At 43.1% G+C, this 16,672-nt stretch carries 19 protein-coding genes and 1 riboswitch; of the genes, 6 read left to right on the top strand and 13 right to left on the bottom strand.

The window, feature by feature from the left end; translation table 11 throughout:
- Positions 1-34 precede the first annotated feature (34 nt).
- Genes ACK8P5_RS03540 through ACK8P5_RS03520 form a run of 5 tightly spaced genes read right to left on the bottom strand, consistent with a single transcriptional unit; the run spans position 35 to position 3,546 of the window.
- On the bottom strand, positions 35-826 hold the full coding sequence (locus tag ACK8P5_RS03540) for an energy-coupling factor transporter transmembrane component T family protein (RefSeq protein ID WP_422659612.1): 792 nt from the start codon (positions 824-826) through the stop codon (positions 35-37).
- Entirely contained in the window at positions 819-1,706 is an 888-nt protein-coding gene (locus ACK8P5_RS03535; RefSeq protein WP_422659611.1) for an energy-coupling factor transporter ATPase, read from the bottom strand. The genes ACK8P5_RS03540 and ACK8P5_RS03535 overlap by 8 nt, the downstream gene beginning before the upstream one ends.
- Positions 1,691-2,584: an ATP-binding cassette domain-containing protein gene (locus ACK8P5_RS03530; protein WP_422659610.1), complete on the bottom strand. Its 894-nt coding sequence runs from the start codon at positions 2,582-2,584 to the stop codon at positions 1,691-1,693. Before ACK8P5_RS03530 ends, ACK8P5_RS03535 begins: the two co-directional genes overlap by 16 nt.
- Positions 2,585-2,618: 34 nt before the next feature.
- Positions 2,619-3,173, bottom strand: coding sequence for a Gx transporter family protein (locus ACK8P5_RS03525; RefSeq protein ID WP_422659609.1), 555 nt, complete (start codon positions 3,171-3,173; stop codon positions 2,619-2,621).
- Entirely contained in the window at positions 3,148-3,546 is a 399-nt protein-coding gene (locus ACK8P5_RS03520; protein ID WP_422659608.1) for a NusG domain II-containing protein, read from the bottom strand. Before ACK8P5_RS03520 ends, ACK8P5_RS03525 begins: the two co-directional genes overlap by 26 nt.
- 239 nt (positions 3,547-3,785) lie before the next feature.
- On the opposite strand from ACK8P5_RS03520, the gene ACK8P5_RS03515 reads away from it, so the two are divergent.
- Entirely contained in the window at positions 3,786-4,871 is a 1,086-nt protein-coding gene (locus ACK8P5_RS03515) for an FAD:protein FMN transferase (RefSeq protein ID WP_422659607.1), read from the top strand.
- Between the two features lie 122 nt (positions 4,872-4,993).
- Here ACK8P5_RS03515 and ACK8P5_RS03510 read toward each other — a convergent pair whose 3' ends face one another.
- On the bottom strand, positions 4,994-6,490 hold the full coding sequence (locus ACK8P5_RS03510) for an HD domain-containing phosphohydrolase (protein WP_422659606.1): 1,497 nt from the start codon (positions 6,488-6,490) through the stop codon (positions 4,994-4,996).
- A gap of 842 nt (positions 6,491-7,332) precedes the next feature.
- On the opposite strand from ACK8P5_RS03510, the gene ACK8P5_RS03505 reads away from it, so the two are divergent.
- The gene (locus ACK8P5_RS03505) at positions 7,333-7,479 is read left to right on the top strand and encodes a hypothetical protein (protein WP_422659605.1); all 147 of its coding nucleotides are present in this window, start codon (positions 7,333-7,335) and stop codon (positions 7,477-7,479) included.
- Between the two features lie 114 nt (positions 7,480-7,593).
- A complete protein-coding gene (locus ACK8P5_RS03500) occupies positions 7,594-8,055 on the top strand; it encodes a GreA/GreB family elongation factor (RefSeq protein ID WP_422659604.1) in 462 nt (153 codons plus the stop codon).
- Between the two features lie 95 nt (positions 8,056-8,150).
- Here ACK8P5_RS03500 and ACK8P5_RS03495 read toward each other — a convergent pair whose 3' ends face one another.
- Positions 8,151-8,993: an aldo/keto reductase gene (locus tag ACK8P5_RS03495; protein ID WP_422659603.1), complete on the bottom strand. Its 843-nt coding sequence runs from the start codon at positions 8,991-8,993 to the stop codon at positions 8,151-8,153.
- 31 nt (positions 8,994-9,024) lie between these two features.
- Positions 9,025-10,239 carry an MFS transporter gene (locus ACK8P5_RS03490; RefSeq protein ID WP_422659602.1) on the bottom strand — a complete coding sequence of 405 codons (1,215 nt, stop codon included), beginning with the start codon at positions 10,237-10,239 and terminating at the stop codon, positions 9,025-9,027.
- Between the two features lie 143 nt (positions 10,240-10,382).
- Between ACK8P5_RS03490 and ACK8P5_RS03485 the strand changes: the two genes are divergently transcribed.
- Positions 10,383-10,760 (top strand): winged helix-turn-helix transcriptional regulator, encoded by a 378-nt coding sequence (locus tag ACK8P5_RS03485; protein WP_422659601.1) that lies wholly within the window; start codon positions 10,383-10,385, stop codon positions 10,758-10,760.
- Between the two features lie 54 nt (positions 10,761-10,814).
- Here ACK8P5_RS03485 and ACK8P5_RS03480 read toward each other — a convergent pair whose 3' ends face one another.
- From ACK8P5_RS03480 to ACK8P5_RS03465, 4 genes are all read right to left on the bottom strand, one after another.
- On the bottom strand, positions 10,815-10,925 hold the full coding sequence (locus tag ACK8P5_RS03480; RefSeq protein WP_422659600.1) for a YjcZ family sporulation protein: 111 nt from the start codon (positions 10,923-10,925) through the stop codon (positions 10,815-10,817).
- Positions 10,926-11,148: 223 nt separating this feature from the next.
- Positions 11,149-11,259 (bottom strand): YjcZ family sporulation protein, encoded by a 111-nt coding sequence (locus tag ACK8P5_RS03475; protein WP_422659600.1) that lies wholly within the window; start codon positions 11,257-11,259, stop codon positions 11,149-11,151.
- 151 nt (positions 11,260-11,410) lie between these two features.
- Positions 11,411-11,962, bottom strand: a complete 552-nt coding sequence (locus ACK8P5_RS03470) for a glutathione peroxidase (protein WP_422659599.1) — start codon at positions 11,960-11,962, stop codon at positions 11,411-11,413.
- An 82-nt stretch (positions 11,963-12,044) separates the two neighbouring features.
- Complete coding sequence (locus tag ACK8P5_RS03465; RefSeq protein ID WP_422661362.1) at positions 12,045-12,308, bottom strand: phage holin family protein; 264 nt, start codon at positions 12,306-12,308, stop codon at positions 12,045-12,047.
- A 208-nt stretch (positions 12,309-12,516) separates the two neighbouring features.
- Between ACK8P5_RS03465 and ACK8P5_RS03460 the strand changes: the two genes are divergently transcribed.
- Positions 12,517-12,768 carry a YuzF family protein gene (locus ACK8P5_RS03460; RefSeq protein ID WP_422661361.1) on the top strand — a complete coding sequence of 84 codons (252 nt, stop codon included), beginning with the start codon at positions 12,517-12,519 and terminating at the stop codon, positions 12,766-12,768.
- A 528-nt stretch (positions 12,769-13,296) separates the two neighbouring features.
- Here ACK8P5_RS03460 and ACK8P5_RS03455 read toward each other — a convergent pair.
- Complete coding sequence (locus tag ACK8P5_RS03455; RefSeq protein ID WP_422659598.1) at positions 13,297-13,602, bottom strand: MTH1187 family thiamine-binding protein; 306 nt, start codon at positions 13,600-13,602, stop codon at positions 13,297-13,299.
- A gap of 299 nt (positions 13,603-13,901) precedes the next feature.
- A riboswitch (cobalamin riboswitch) is annotated at positions 13,902-14,133 on the top strand.
- Between the two features lie 195 nt (positions 14,134-14,328).
- On the opposite strand from ACK8P5_RS03455, the gene ACK8P5_RS03450 reads away from it, so the two are divergent.
- Entirely contained in the window at positions 14,329-16,662 is a 2,334-nt protein-coding gene (locus ACK8P5_RS03450) for a ribonucleoside-diphosphate reductase subunit alpha (protein WP_422659597.1), read from the top strand.
- Positions 16,663-16,672: the final 10 nt, after the last annotated feature.

Genomic DNA, 16,672 nt, shown 5'->3' with positions numbered 1-16,672 from the left:
TCTTTCTGGGATATACCGAAGGAGAACGATCAGATTATACGAGTAGAACAACAACACCTAACAGAATGAACAATAGTAGATAACAGGTATCTTGAAATGCCCATGTGAGCTTGTAGAGGCTGGTACGCGGTTCGTTTATGACAAAACCTCTAGACTCCATCGAATGAATGAGATCCTGCGCCCTGCGGAAGGCACTGACCGTTACAGGCACGAGCAAGGAAACGAGCATCTTAGCTTTATCCTTCCAAGGCAGTTCCTTCAGATCTGCTCCACGGGATGCTTGAGCTTTTAAGATTTTGTAAGTTTCATCGAGAATTGTCGGGATAAACCGAAGTGCGATACTAATCATGAGACTTAAACGTTCTGGATGCAGCCCGATATGCTTTAACGGCTTTAGAACACCCTCTAATCCCAAATTGAGCTTGCCTGGCGTTGTCGTAAAGGTAAGGATGGCTGTAAATGATACTAGAAGAGCCATACGCAGCACGCTGAGTAGCCCCAATTCCAATCCTTCTTTATATAGCGTTAATGAACCAATACGAAACCAGATATCCCCGCTCTTAACGGTTAGAAGCTGAACAATAAATATAAATATCATTAGGAAGCGCAGTGGTTTCATTGCTTTGATGTAGTATCTATACGAAATTCGTGTACTCCACATCATCAGGATGGAAAAAATGATCGTCATGAGCATATCAGGCCATGAGGATACAAGAACAATCACTACAACGTATAGAAGCATAGATACAAGTTTAGCTCGTGGATCCAGCGCATGAATCCACGAGCCTGTATCAATGCTTCTTCCGATTAATAACTTCTCACGCATGATCCTCCCTCACTTCCCTCATGTCTGCACTCCTAAGAGCCGCAATCCGTTCTGCTAAAGAAGCAGCGGTAATACATGGCTCTTCGTGCTCAAGATCAAATCGCTTAGTCAGAATGCTCCAGTAGCGAAGTGGAAGCGGCACAGCCATGCCATACTGCTCCATGAGGTCCAGCTGGCCAGCTAGCTTACGAACAGTACCATCAAAGACACACTGCCCAGCGTGAAGGATAACCCAGCGATCTGCGGCTTCTAGCAGTTCATCCATACGATGTGTAACCATGATGATCGTCTTTCCTTCTTCCTTGCACAACGTCTCCAGTAGCTGTATAAGCTCTTTCCTGCTAACCGGGTCCAGCGTAGCAGTTGGTTCATCCAGGACGAGAATATCAGGCTCCATTGCAAGTACAGATGCTATAGCCACCTTACGCATCTGCCCACCGCTTAGCTGAAACGGACTGCGCTGCAATAATGCAGGAGCAAGACCCATTTTGCCAAAAGCCTTCAAAGCAAGTTGCTTCGCTTCATCTTCCGTTGCGCCAAAGTTCATCGGTCCAAAACACATATCCTTCTCGACTGTATCTTCGAACATCTGCTGCTCTGGAAACTGAAATACCAATCCAACTCGCCGCCGCAGTTCACGCAGTTTCGGGGACTTCTCTCCTGCTCGAATCGTAACATCCAGCACAGATACCGTGCCTGCAGTCGGCTTAATAATACCGTTAAAAAGTTGGAGCATCGTTGATTTCCCAGATCCTGTCGTTCCAGCTACACCAATGAACTCGCCCGATTCTACATCAAGATGAATATCACGAAGAGCCACACTCGCCCAAGGACTTCGAGCATCATAATCGAAAGATACTTGATCTAATTGAATGACCATAAGAAATCCATCAGCTCCTGTTCATGACCAGATCGCCCTACGTGCACTCCACGTGCCTCCAGCTCCTGCGCTAGCTTGTGTGAGAATGGGGCCTCTAAATTGCACAGTGCCATCAGTTCCTTGTTCGCAAACAATTCTCTAGGGGATACATCAGCAATAACTTTGCCTTCTCGCATCGCAAGCACTCTCTCCGAAGCCATAATCTCGTCCGCATCATGTGTGATCGACAAAATCGTATATCTTCTTTCCTCATGCATCGATTTCAGGATTCGAATTAAGTCTCCTCTGGCCTGTTCATCAAGCATGGAGGAAGCTTCGTCAAGTACCAGAATCTCTGGCTCCATTGCTAGCACGGAGGTGAGCGCTACTCGCTGTTTCTGACCTCCAGACAACTCCGAAGGGTGCTTGCCAAGCAGGTGACTAACACCAAACTTCTCTGCATAGCGATCAATTCTCTCTCTCATAGCTGAGCGAGACATACACAAGCCCTCAAGTCCGAAGGCGATATCCTCTTCTACCGTACTGCCTACAAATTGATTATCTGGGTTCTGAAACACCATACCTACCTTACGACGTATGGCGCTCAAATGCTCAGGTATAAGCTTTAGTCCACCTGTTTCAACTAACCCATCATCCGGAAACAAAAGACCATTAAACAGCCGGGATAGTGTTGATTTACCACTCCCATTGCTCCCGGCAATGCTCACCCACTGCCCTTTCGTTACCGTTAAACTAACGGAGCGGATATTCTCCGACTCTCCGTCATACGAGAAACTAACCTCTTGAAGTGTTAATACAGCTGGAGCTTGAGGGGCACCTTCACGCTCATACTTGTTAACTTCCATATGATCTTGACTATGAAGTTCAGGTTTATCCACGCAAGCTCCCCCTCTTGTTCTCGTTCTTCGTATATTAATCTGTAAATCCAGCAAATAAAGATAACTTCGACAGAGACGGCACCAAATATCTAACTGAGATCCCGATCAGAATACCTGTCACGATACCGGTTAACAGCAATGCCGGTAAGTAATAGAATATGGAAGAAGTCTTGAAAATAATCGAAGCTGCGGTCAATTGGCCAATATTATGTGCCACACCACCAGCGATACTGATTCCGATCAGACTCAATCTCTTTCCACTTATCTTAAGAAGTCCATACATCACTACGAAACTGAAAACTGCACCAAACAAACTAAACAAGAAACTAGAGAAGGTTCCGAAAATCATTGCAGTCAGTACGGTCTTCAACACAATTAATGTGATGGCATCTCTTCCACGAAGGAAATACAAGCAGGTCAGCACCATAATATTCGCAAGTCCAAGCTTAGCACCGGGTACCGACAGGTTTACGGGAATCAATGATTCCACGATACTGAGGACAACAGCTACAGCCGCAAATATGGCGATGATGACTGTCTTTTTTAGCATTAATGCTGAATCACTAATTGACAACGGCGTCGGTTTCATCCTGATCCACTCCTCCCGAAGTACCTTCCAACTCAACTAATACTTTATGCGGCAAGCAAACAATGCTCTGGTTCTTCTTATCAACAAAGCCAAAACTTAAACATACTTTATCTGGACAATCTGCCTCGATCATTTCGATGCCATAATCATGTACTTTTAGAATATTCAGTCCATGATCCGTCTTGATCTCAATGATCTGTTCTTCTTCCGTTAACTCCACTGTCTTATACAATTGGCCGTCTACCGTAATTGTTGCCGTTAATGGAATTTTGTGATTTTTTTCACTTTCGCTTCCACCTAACCATCTCGGAACAAGAAATATAAGGGCTGCTACCAGTAGAACTGAAATCAGCACCATGTCACCGCGTTTCATAGGCATCTTCCTTATTTTTTGATTATATAAATCTTAGACGTCCTCATTATACTCACTCTCCGGCAATCCTTCAATGTAGGAAACAACCATTTTTGCACCTTTGAGAATGATTTCACAAAATCATCACCAAATCCAAAATTTTAATCAAAATTTTAAATAAAATATGAGAAGTCTCACATCCCCGCGTCAGTCGGCTCTGCTATAATCCAGTCGAAACCAGGTGGAAATGAGGAATTGATGTGAAAAAAAACAAGCTATCTCCGTTGCTTCTGCTCCTATCCGCCCTGTTAATTGTTGGGGGATGTTCAAACGCCGGCCCTAATTCCATAAATTCGAATGATAAGACCACTAGTAAACAGACGGAAATCAAAGATCCCATTAAGAAGTCATACTATATATTTGACACCATCGTTCAGGTGAAGGTTTATGATAGCCGAATCACAGATCAGCATTTCAATGAAATTGAGGAGCTTCTACACAAGATTGACGCTGAGATGAGTCGCACTAATAACACTAGTGAGCTCTATAAGATCAATAGTAATGCTGGTATCAAACCTGTTCAAGTGTCTGAGGAGACTTTTAGTGTCATCCAAAAAGCTTATGATTATTCCAAGATGACAGATGGCCGTTTCAATCTTGCAATCGGACCTCTCGTTTCCTTATGGAATATAGGTAATGAGGGTGCGCATGTGCCTGATCAAGCCGAAATTGATAAACTGATTCCACTAAGCCAGTATGATCTGATCGAGCTAAATCCAGATAAACGTGAAGTATATCTGAAGCAAAAAGGCATGATTCTAGACCTCGGTGGTATCGCCAAAGGTTACTCCGCAGATGTCATTGCTAAATATTTGACGGACAATGACTTCCATAGTGCCATCATTGATCTTGGCGGGAACGTTCTTGCTCTTGGTCAGAAGCCTGGCGGTCGTAAATGGACCATCGGTATTCAAGACCCCGACCTTACACGCGGTATTCCCATTGGCAACCTAAAAGTTGAGAACCAGACGATTGTGACCTCAGGAGTGTATGAACGTTTCTTTGAGGAAGACGGCAAATATTATCACCATATTTTAGACTCGCAGACGGGTTATCCTGTTGATAATAACTTAAGCAGTGTCACCATCCTCACAGAAAAATCAGTTGATGCTGATGCGTTATCTACCTCCATCTTCTCTATGGGACTTGATCGTGGTCTTGAATTCGCGGAACAGTTAGATCATGTGGAGGCTCTGTTTATTACAAAGGACAAGAAAGTATACATCACCTCCGGTATGGATGAAGTACTGGAAATGACCAATGACCAATATAAGCTCATGAAGTAATTAAAAATAACAGGGCATCTCTTCTAAGTTAAGAAGGGGTGCCCTGTTATTATAGTTACATACTGTCGTATGGTTCTGACAATTATGATGATCTAGAGCAGAACACATCGCTGTTAAGCTTCTTACGCGCTCTCCTTAGTAGCCCTCATATAATTCACGAACATACCTGCAAAATCGGGATCCCACTGCGTTCCCCGGCCCTCTTCTAGAATGTTCAGCGCTTCAGATGCCCTCATACCACTCCGATAAGGGCGATCGGATGTCATCGCATCATAAGCATCCGCAACCGCTATAATGCGTCCATAGAGTGGTATTTCTCTTCCCTTTAACCCGTCAGGATAGCCGCGACCATCGAAGCGCTCATGATGGGAACGTACACCTTCCAGGTAAGGTGCCATAGCATCTGCTGGTTCAATCTGGCGCAAAATGTTCTCCCCTTGCTCCGGATGTGATTTCACTTGTGTAAATTCTTCTTCCGTTAATCGCCCTTCTTTTAGTAATACATTATCCCTCACTCCGATCTTTCCGATGTCATGAAGCAGGGCGGTCTTATGCAGCAGATCAATATCTTCCTCACATAGCCCGGCTAACTTTCCAAGAAGCACCGAATACTCGGCAACACGAAAGCTGTGCCCCGCTGTGTAGGGGTCTCGTGCATCCAGTGCAGCAGCCAGCGCAGCAAAGTAACTGTCGAGCAGTTTCCGATTACGATCCTCACGCACCTGCAGACCACGAACCATCATGTTGAAACCAGCAACTAAAGTGGAGAATTCATCTGAATATAGATTAGAAGTCTGAATGAGATTGCCTTCCTTCACTTCGTTCATAGCTCGGTACATCTGACGGATAGGACGATTTATATCTTGTGTCAGGAGCAGTGCCCCTATATAGGCAAAAGCTACGCCAATCAATAGAATAACTCCAGCCCATCCCCAGTACTCCTGAGATACGATCTCATCAAATTCCTCTAGCCTAATCTGAGCCGCAAGACTGAACAGAAATAATGGAAACGTTCCAATGAGCATCGTACTAAGCAAAAATTTCGTACGAATCGCAGTGAACACATGTCCTTCAAGCGAAAAATCAACTCCATATCGAGACAACGCCTGTCTTCTTAGCTCTTTCACCACTGGCCGAATGGCTGCCACGGTTAAGAAAAACTCGATCATTGCATGACAGCTGGCAATCAATACAGCCCCAAGGGATGCTAGCCAAATATAAAATGAAGGAATACTCAACAATCCATGGTTCAGCATATAAATCGTCATAAGTATGGCCGGTAAAGACAATCCTAATAAATGTGGCCCATAAATCCGGTAAACAGCCCGCCGCGGCATAAGATGTGCTTGAAGATAGGCCGCTTCCAAGGATCGCAGATCCGTACTCGGTTGAGTTAACGCCTCCTTAATCAAACGAAGATGCCTCATAAATACACACATTTCTGCGACAACCATGATCAGAAACGAAATACCCATAATCATTAACAGGCGTATTCCTTCAATATAAGAAACCTCAAAGGTGGTTATCAGCAGCACACCACCCACTACAAGTACCGCAATTAAAGAACCAATCAAATAATTACGGATAAGCTGTCTTAAGAAGGACTTATAAAGTTCCATAAAATGCCTACTTTCGTCGCAATTAATAATATGATGCCGGTATAAACAGAGTTGTAGGGTAGATCGCAACCAATTGATAGAAATTAGGTATAATTTACCTATATATTGAATATCGTTGGAATCGACAAAAAAATCAAGCGATTTTGTTGCATATTACTCGTATAAAATAATATCCCTTGTATTTTCTCGCGCTCTATGATATGATAATTTAATGTAAGTTAATATTTAACCCCGTAAGTTCCTCGCATCAAGAATTTCTATTCTCACATGAAGTTGAGAAAAATTCCTATTTTCTAACCCAAAAGTAAGAGTTTAAAGATGTTGGTTTTCTGATTCACACTGGAGCGGTCTTCGGAGCCGCAAGGACGAAAGAGAGGCAGGGCTTTTGTTGTATTGGAAGTAATGTTCCCGATATTAAACTTCAATCACAAGGAACCGACTGGTAGTGCCTTATTAGGCCGTCAGGGGTTAAATATATATGCGCTTAAACGCCAGAATTATTAAGTACCCTGCAGAAAGTATTCTGCAGGGTACGTCTATATTTACATTCATTAGATGGATCAAAAAAGTAATTAAATGTTACATCACCCTTTAACATACATATCATGCCATTTATGTTGTCGATTCCCTGCCTTTGTGGCATAATGGAGCCATAGATCCGGCAGCCACAATGAAGGCATTTCGTTTGTACACCACAAACGAAATGCCTTCATGTTTATCGCTAATATTTTTACATTAAATGTAACATTTCTTGTCCGGGCTGCTAAATAGGAGGTTGAGGCTATCGGTATATCACTGTAGACGTTCCTTCCATTAAGATTATGAATACGGAGGATGTTTATATGATTATTCCTAAAACCGAACAAGGAAAGAAACCTAAAGATCGGGCAGGCATCTTCATATTTGCGGTATCCTGCATCTCAACCGCAATTCTAATATTTATAATTGTCGAGATTATCCTGAAGACCATGTTCGGAACCTTGAAGTGAACATTTGTACATCAGGGAGGATCATTGATGAAATGGATTGGTAAAAGCATCATATTTCATTTTTGCTATATCTCAATCTACGATGAACCATAGTACGAGTAAAGGAGATTGACGATGAATTTGAATTTGCAGAAGATCAACATTAGAGAAACACTCGTTTCCCAGTTATCATTTTTTGACGAACAGCTCAAGCTCTTTCTCGATCAATATCTCCCCCCTACCGAAGATGTTCGGATTAAACGGGAACGTAAAAACACCAGAGCTTTCATTGAACGTTATATGTTCAAGCTGGAGCAGCACCTGAATAGCCATACAACTGGTGAGGATGTTCCTTGCCCTGATTTCGTTTTTCTAGGGAGCACAGTTACACTACAATATGTTGATACTAGACAGGTTATCTCCTACACACTATGTATGCCGGAGGATTCTGATCCGAGCAGTCACTGCATGTCGATCGTTTCTCCACTGGGATTCCAGCTACTTATGGCTACTAAAGGAAGCCAAGTGACTATTGTAACACCAGGCCGGATTGCGGAAGTGAATGTAGTGGATATCCAAATGGCTTCACCATTCTGATTGAACATCAAATAACACACTACAATAGTAGGTTATCTTAATAATAAGGGACGGTCCTAGAGATAGATAGATGGACCGTCCCTTTTTGTGCGAACTCAAAAATCAAAGTTGTCTGGGTCCGGACCAACACGGTGATCCTGATTCAATGCATCAATTTGCTCCATCTCTTCTAGGGTTAGTTCAAAGTCGAATACTGATGCATTTTCAATAATCCGATGTTCTTTCGTAGATTTTGGAATGGTGATTACACCGTGCTGCAAATCCCAACGCAATATCACTTGAGCGATAGATTTATTATGTGCATCGGCAATACCTTTCAGCACTTCGTTATCCAGAAGTTGACCTTGCATTAAGGGAGACCAAGCTTCAAGCTGAATGTTCTGTTCTTTTGTATAGCTTAGTAAATCTTTCTGGGTCAGGAACGGATGAAATTCAACTTGGTTTATAACGGGTATAATTTCAGCATCTTGTAATAGATCTTCGAGGTGATGCATTTGAAAGTTACTCACTCCAATTGCTTTGACTTTCCCCTCTTTATATAACGTCTCCAGGGCTCTCCAAGCTTCTTTATACTTACCTGCCACAGGCCAGTGAATGAGGTATAAATCCAAATAATCTAGACCCAGCTTATCCAAGCTTGTCTTGTAAGCATTAAGTGTAGATTCATATCCGAGATCTGCATTCCATACCTTGGATGTGATGAATAACTCTTCTCTTGTAAGCTGGTTATCTGCCAGCGCTTCACGGATGCCTTGCCCGACACTACGCTCGTTGCCATAGATCGCAGCCGTATCAATACTTCGATATCCATGTTTCACGGCAGACTTAATTGCCTCAACTAGTTCTACTCCTTCTTCCACCTTAAATACCCCGAGTCCCATCCATGGCATTTCAATACCGTTGTTTAGGGTGCTTTTGCTTTGTAAATTGTGTGTCATCATTATGTCCTCCTGAAAGTTAGTTGATATTTTACGAATTCTGAATTGTTCCTGCAGCGCTAGTGTCGTGAGCTTGTCTCTCCTGAACACGACTCCATGCCGTTAAAACAACAGCCCCCAGCACCATGAGAGCACCAATCCATGTTGTATGAATCAAGCCGATACGAGCCGTAACGATTCCACCTAGATATGCCCCTATTGCTATCCCTGCATTGAAAGCAGAGATGTTAAGAGCGGATGCGATATCCACGGCTTTGGGTACATAACGTTCCGCCAGCGTAACTACATAAACCTGAAGCCCGGCCACATTCATAAAGGCCAGTAACCCCATAGCTAGGACGGTTATTAACCCTGCCACTTTATACGGTGCCGTGAGAGCCAGAATAAAGAGAATAACAGCTTGTATAGCAAACATATAAAATAAAGCTGAGAGCGGATTTCGATTAGCGAGCTTCCCTCCGATGATGTTACCAATTGCGATAGCGACACCATAGAGCAGAAGAATAAAAGCGACCGATGTCTCCTTAAATCCGGTTATCTCATGAAGCAAAGGGGATAAATAAGTGAATACAGCAAAGGTTCCTCCGTATCCGAGTGCGGTAATGATGAGCGCGGTGAGCAGCTGCTTATTGGTAATCAGTTTAACCTGATCAAGAAAAGAGATTTTGCTGCCTTTACCTAAATGCGATGGAACCAATACCATATTTGCGATCAAAGCAATAAGACCAATAATGACAATCGATATAAAAGCAGCTCGCCAACCGATTTGCTGCCCTATATAGGTTCCCAGTGGGACGCCTGTTACTGTTGCGATTGTAAGTCCGGAGAACATCGTTGCAATCGCGCTGGCTTTGCGATTCTCCGGTACGAGTGACGCTGCGATGGTCGATCCAATAGACATGAATATGCCATGGGAAAGTGCTGAAATAACACGGGCTGTAAGCAGCATGACAATACCGCTCGAAAGTGCAGCAAGGCTGTTGCCTGCGATAAAGACAAGCATAATCCACATCAGCAGCGTTTTACGTGAAACCCTTGTTGTTAACGATGTTAATATAGGCGCTCCAAATGTAACGCCTAGAGCATATAAAGTAACGGTTAACCCGGATAAGGTAATCGATATATTTAAGTCCTCAGCAATCATAGGGAGAAGTCCCACACTAATAAATTCTGTTGTTCCAATTGCAAAAGCGCTTATGGCTAGGGCAATGAGTGCCATAACACTTCGCTTTTTGTCCTGCGACATCTGTTCCACTCCTGTATGGTATTCACCGGCCGGGTGATGTTATTATCTATCTTGTGAATATAAATGAACAGTACGTACTTTAAAGTGCTATAGGCACTAAAAAGTACCTATGACGATAAAAAGATATGGAGGCAGTTGATCCGGTGACACAGAAAAAATACAATATTTCCGTTGAAGCTACACTTGAGGTGATCGGAGGTAAATGGAAATGCGTTATTTTATGCCATCTAACCCATGGAAAAAAACGGACGAGTGATCTGAGACGACTCATGCCTGCAATCACTCAGAAAATGTTAACGCAGCAGCTCAGAGAGCTTGAGCATGACGGGATCGTGAATCGAATCGTATACAATCAAGTCCCCCCAAAAGTGGAATATGAGCTTAGCGAATATGGATGGAGTCTTAAATCCATACTCGATTCTTTATGTAATTGGGGCGAAGGTCATATTATCAAACAGTACGGCGATAAATCTGCTGTGTTGGAGGATAACATACTGAATAACGATACCTCGATGAGGTGATAAAAAACCCCTGACAGCTTAAGCTGTCAGGGGTTTTTGAACTGCTATACCTTATTAGATGAATGCACTTGTGATGATTACAAGCAGGATAAACAATACAAGGATTGCTCCAACTCCGCTACCGTATCCGCCACCTACGCCGTATCCTCCAACAACTTCACCCATGATTCATTCCTCCTTTGTTTTTAACCACACCATATCTTATGTCGCTGGAGTCAAATGGTCAGGGCGTTTCGGCAATAATAGGTTGGAAGTTATATTATCAAGCAAAAAGGTGGTTACATTTGCTGGATTGAAAGACAATATACTAAATAAAATATGTAGAAACTATTGATAGAAACCCCTGACAGCATAGGCTGCAGGGGTTTCTTTGAACTACTATACCTTATTAGATAAATGCACTTGTGATGATTACAAGCAGGATAAACAATACGAGGATTGCTCCAACTCCGCTACCGTATCCGCCACCTACGCCATATCCGCCAACAACTTCACCCATGATTTCATTCCTCCTTTGTTTTAGCCACATCATATCTTATGTTGCTGGAGTCAAATGGTCAGGGCGTTTCGGCAATCATGACGTCCAAATCAGAAAACATAATTCCTAATAAAAAAAGACAAGTCCTAAGACTTGTCTTCAATCATTGATATTAGGATTGCAGCAGCATCTCGATATCTTGCTCCATATCTAATGGGTCCGTAGTCGCCTCAAATCTTTTGATCACTTCTCCCTCTGCACTGATCAAGAACTTCGTAAAGTTCCATTTAATTGAATCTCCAGGTAGATAATCCGGGTATTTCTCATTTAACATGGCTGTTAACAATTTGGCTACAGAATGAAATGGATTGAAGCCTTCAAATGGTTTGGATGCAGATAAGAATTTAAACAACGGATGAGCATTCTCCCCACGCACTTCAACTTTCTGAAACATTGGAAAGGAAACACCATAGTTAATCATGCAAAAGGTATTTACTTCTTCATTCGTACCTGGTTCTTGTTCTGCAAACTGATTACACGGGAACCCTAAAATAACAAATCCTTTCTCTTTGTACCGATCATATAGCCGCTGTAAATCGGCATATTGGAAAGTAAATCCACACTGGCTTGCTGTGTTCACGATCAGGATGACTTTCCCTTTATATTCCTCAAGCGAAACTTCTCTTCCACTCATTAATGTGCCAGTAAAATCATATACGTTCATACCTGCTTCTCCTTTGAATTCTCAAATGTGATTACTAAGACTATATCGGTCAAAGGAGTCTCGCTTTACACAAATACCTTATTCACTTATCCCTGTCTCTCATCTGTTTCATAGCTTGATGGCCAAATACAGCGAAAGCCCCCGTCAGAATTCCTTGAACAATCGCCTCAACCCCCCAGCCCATGATACCTATCGCGGAAAGTACAGCGAACACAACCACAAAATACACGATGCTCCAATTGGGGACCTTCGGGGTCTGTTTCAGAATATAACCAACAACCCAACAAGCCGCTACGACCATTAACAACTTCGGATCAACCATCTCAAAAATCATGCTCCAAGCCATTTTGCCCACGACCTTTCTGATATGAACTTAGTGATGCTGCCTTTCTACTTCATACTATGAAAGTTTCAAAGAATAGCTTGTTCATTAGCATATTAACTTGAAAATAAGATTAGTACTGATTACAATCCCGCCCATCACACTTTTTAGGCAGAAGCATACCTTAGGGTATAACTTAAATATGGGAGTGAAATCATTGAATCATTATCAAATGCATCAACACCCAATGCACCACCATCACCAAGCACCTCAAATGACGCAACCACTTGTTGTATATCCTGTCGATCCATGTGTTGTAGAAACATTACAATCGGTTATGGGAAAACGTGTTGTTATTGAAACGACACGCGGAAGCGTGGAAGGATGCGTTGCTGGCGTAAAACCAGATCATGTCATTATCGAAACTAGAGGTAGAAAATTCTTCGTTCGTATCGCTGAGATTGTATGGATTATGCCTGAATAATAAATATAAAAGAGCTGCAGACCAGCAGCTCTTTTTGGTATTTCATTCTATTTATTCAGACTATTGAATGAAGTAGCAACGCAGATAACAACATAAATAGTAGGAGAAAAACGAGTTTATACCCTACGCTAAGATACCGATTACTCCCTGTTTTTCTCCAGTATAAGAACGGGTAGGTACTAGATATCACAATAATAAATACTGCTGTAATGGTTGCTAATTCGATAGAAATGATACTCAGCTCCCTGCCACTTTTAGACTTAATATGTGTATATTACGTACCACCCACCAGTATTACAGTAATTCATGGCGATGGTATTTTTAATAGGCTTAATATATAAACACATAAAATACCATAAGGTTATATCCTCCAGTATGAGGTTTTTAAAAGTAGCAAGGAGTGAATGTACCGTAAATTATGTCAATTCAACAATAACAAAATAGCGCAGCCCCCATATCAGAGAGCTGCGCTAATTATCCCTTTATAGCTAGGTTACCGAAAGGAGTTGAAAGCATGTCCTCTCCTTGTTAACCACCCAGCTTGTCTTGAACAGATTGTAGCTTTTGTTTGCTTGATGAAGCTTGATCCCGGCGATCGTCGATTTTGACAGATGTGGATACACGCTTGGCACCGGATAAGAAAGGTGCTTCATGAAGCGCGGCAATAGCCTGCCATACATCGCTCAATTCACCTTCGATAATCGTACTCATTGACGTCAATTCATATGAGATTCTCTCCTGCTTCTGCAACACCCTCTGCATCTCTGCAACATACATACTTAGGCTTGTTGTAGCCGTTCCAATCGGAATGATAGTTACTTCAGCAATGGCCATGGACGATAACCTCCTAATATAGGCTTTTACATAACATTATTGTACCAGTCTAGGACATCATTTCAAATTCTCATTTGAACCGATTCCCGTTCAAATAATGCTCTCAAACGCAATGACTCATAAAGCGTGTATCTCCTTAGAAAAGGTCGTAATTCGTCAAAATGTGCGAAATCTCACCCTCTTTTGGCGGATTGCAGATTGGCGATTTCCCTCCTCATTTGCTATAATTCACCTTGCGTCTATTTTTAAGAAAAGAGTTTACAAACACAATATATTGGGTTAAATTTAATAAACATCAACCAAATATAGTGTATGCAGGTGTTTGACACTTCATAGAGTTGTCACACTTAATAGGGAAGCATGGTGCAAATCCATCACGGTCCCGCCACTGTAAAGGGTTTTAGATCGCATTTTTTGCGTTTCTGAGATGACTTCGGCTTTAAGTCACTGAAGGCTACAACGCTAGACCTTTGGGAAGGCGCCGAACTCTATACCCCAAGTCAGGAGACCTGCCTGTATGCAAGTACAACACCTATCCTACGGGAAATTAGGAAAGTGTTCTCTTACTGCGTCTGTACATATCAGCGAGCCCTAAAACGGCGGCTCAAGCTACTATGCACACTTCACCCACAGCGCATACGAACATTTTCAACCTTCCTAAGGTTTGGAAAATGTTTTTTTAATGTTCTTTTTCCCATTTCCCCCTAAGAAAGCGAGGATTTACCCATGCCCCAAATCGTAGTTAAACCGAACAACCGTCAATTAGCTTTTGATCCAAATCGCCTCTCTGTTTATGCCGATCGGATTTTGAATGAACTAGACATGCTGAATAAGGAGCAACTGCTTCGCGGTGTGAATTCTAAACTCCGTGGCGAACAAGTAACTGGTGAGGAGATCAGCAATGCGTTCACCATGTCGGCACTCGAGCTTGTTACTAAAGAAGAACCGAACTGGAAGTTCGCAGCGGCTCGTTCGCTTTTGACATCCTTATATAAAAAAGCGGCTAACCATCGTCGTTACAAAGCTTATCCGGACGAGCCATACGGTAACCTATATCCTCTCATTACTGAGCTGGTGCAAAAAGGTATCTACCGTGAAGAGCTTCTGGAATGCTATACCAAAGCACAAATTGAAGAACTCGCAGAAACGATTGATTATACCCGTGACCTGCTGTTTGACTATATCGGACTGTTGACACTAGCTGAGCGTTATCTTGCTACTGATTTTGATGGTCGTGTGATGGAGCTTCCGCAAGAGCGTTATATGATTATTGCCATGTACCTCATGCACAAAGAGCCTGCTGAGAAACGTATGGACCTTGTTAAAGAAGCATACTGGGCAATGAGTAATATCTATATGACCGCAGCAACGCCAACCATGTCCAACGCCGGCAAGAAGGTAGCAGGCCAGCTGTCCAGCTGCTTCATCGATACTGTGGATGACTCACTTGAAGGCATCTTTGATTCCAATACGGACGTAGCTCGTCTCAGCAAAATGGGTGGCGGCATCGGCGTTTACCTTGGAAAGGTTCGTGCCCGTGGTTCAGACATTCGTGGACATAAGAACACAAGCTCCGGCGTTATCCCTTGGATTCGTCAGCTGAACAACACCGCTGTTAGCGTAGACCAGCTTGGTACACGTAAAGGTGCAATTGCCGTTTACCTGGATGTATTCCATAAAGACATCCTTGCCTTCCTGGATCTGAAGCTGAACAATGGTGACGAGCGTATGAGAGCACATGACGTGTTCCACGGCGTATGTCTACCTGATATGTTCATGGAAGCTGTTGAAGCTCGTGATGAGTGGAGTCTCTTCTGCCCGCACGAAGTGAAGAAAGTAATGGGTTGGAAAGACGAGAACGGTCGTCCGCTCGGTCTGGAAGACTTCTATGACGAGAAACTTGGCGAAGGCAAATTCCGTGAAAAATATGCAGAGGCTGTAGCGAATCCACAGCTTTCCCGTATTACGGTTCAAGCCATCGACATCATGAAACGTATTATGAAATCCCAGCTAGAAACCGGTACACCGTACATGTTCTATCGTGACACGGTTAACCGCGCTAACCCGAACTCCGCACACGGTATGGTTTACTCATCTAACCTGTGTACTGAAATTATGCAGAACCAATCGGCTACCGTTGTGGAACAAGAAGAGCTTGTAACCAAGGATGGACAGACTCGCATTGTCATCTCCAAAGTTCCTGGTGATTTTGTTGTCTGCAACCTGAACTCCATTCACTTGGCTCGTGCAGTTCCAGCGGGTGTGCTCGAACGTCTCGTACCCATTCAGGTGCGTATGCTCGACAATGTTATCGACATCAATAATATCGAAGTACTGCAAGCACAATACACGAACAGCCAATACCGCGCAGTCGGTCTCGGAACCTTCGGTCTGCATCACTTGCTGGCTCTTGAGGGTATTCGCTGGGAATCCGATGAGGCGGTTGCCTATAACGATAGTCTGTATGAAAAAATCAACTATCTGCTCGTTAAATCCAGTATGGAACTGGCCAAAGAAAAAGGTCATTATCCGAAATTCAAAGGTTCTGACTGGGAGAGCGGTGAATACTTCACGTTCCGTGGTTACACCGATGGTGAGCATGAAGGCAAATATGTAACAACAGAACAGTGGCGTGAACTGCAGCAAGAAGTGCAGCAAAATGGTGTTCGTAACGCATGGCTCTTCGCGATCGCACCAAACGGATCGACTTCCATCATCGCTGGCTCTACGGCAAGTATTGATCCACTGTACGAACTTCTTTCTTATGAAGAGAAAACAACTTACAAGATTGCTAACCCAGCTCCGGACCTGTCCGAGAAGACGATCTGGTATTACAAAACAGCCTTCTTGATCGATCAGAACTGGTCCATCAAAATGGCAGCCGCTCGTCAGCGTCACGTTGACCAAGCGCAAAGCTTCAACCTGTACGTTCGTCCGGACATCAAGGCTTCTGAGTTCCTGGAACTTCACCTTCATGCTTGGAAAGCCGGCTTGAAATCGACTTACTATGTACGTAGCCGTGCGCTTACGATTGAAGAATGTGAGTCATGTGCTAGTTAAAAGCTTTAAT

This window comes from Paenibacillus sp. EC2-1, assembly GCF_049311625.1.
Lineage (GTDB): Bacteria > Bacillota > Bacilli > Paenibacillales > Paenibacillaceae > Paenibacillus_AQ.
This window is presented reverse-complemented; position numbering and strand designations above follow the sequence as displayed.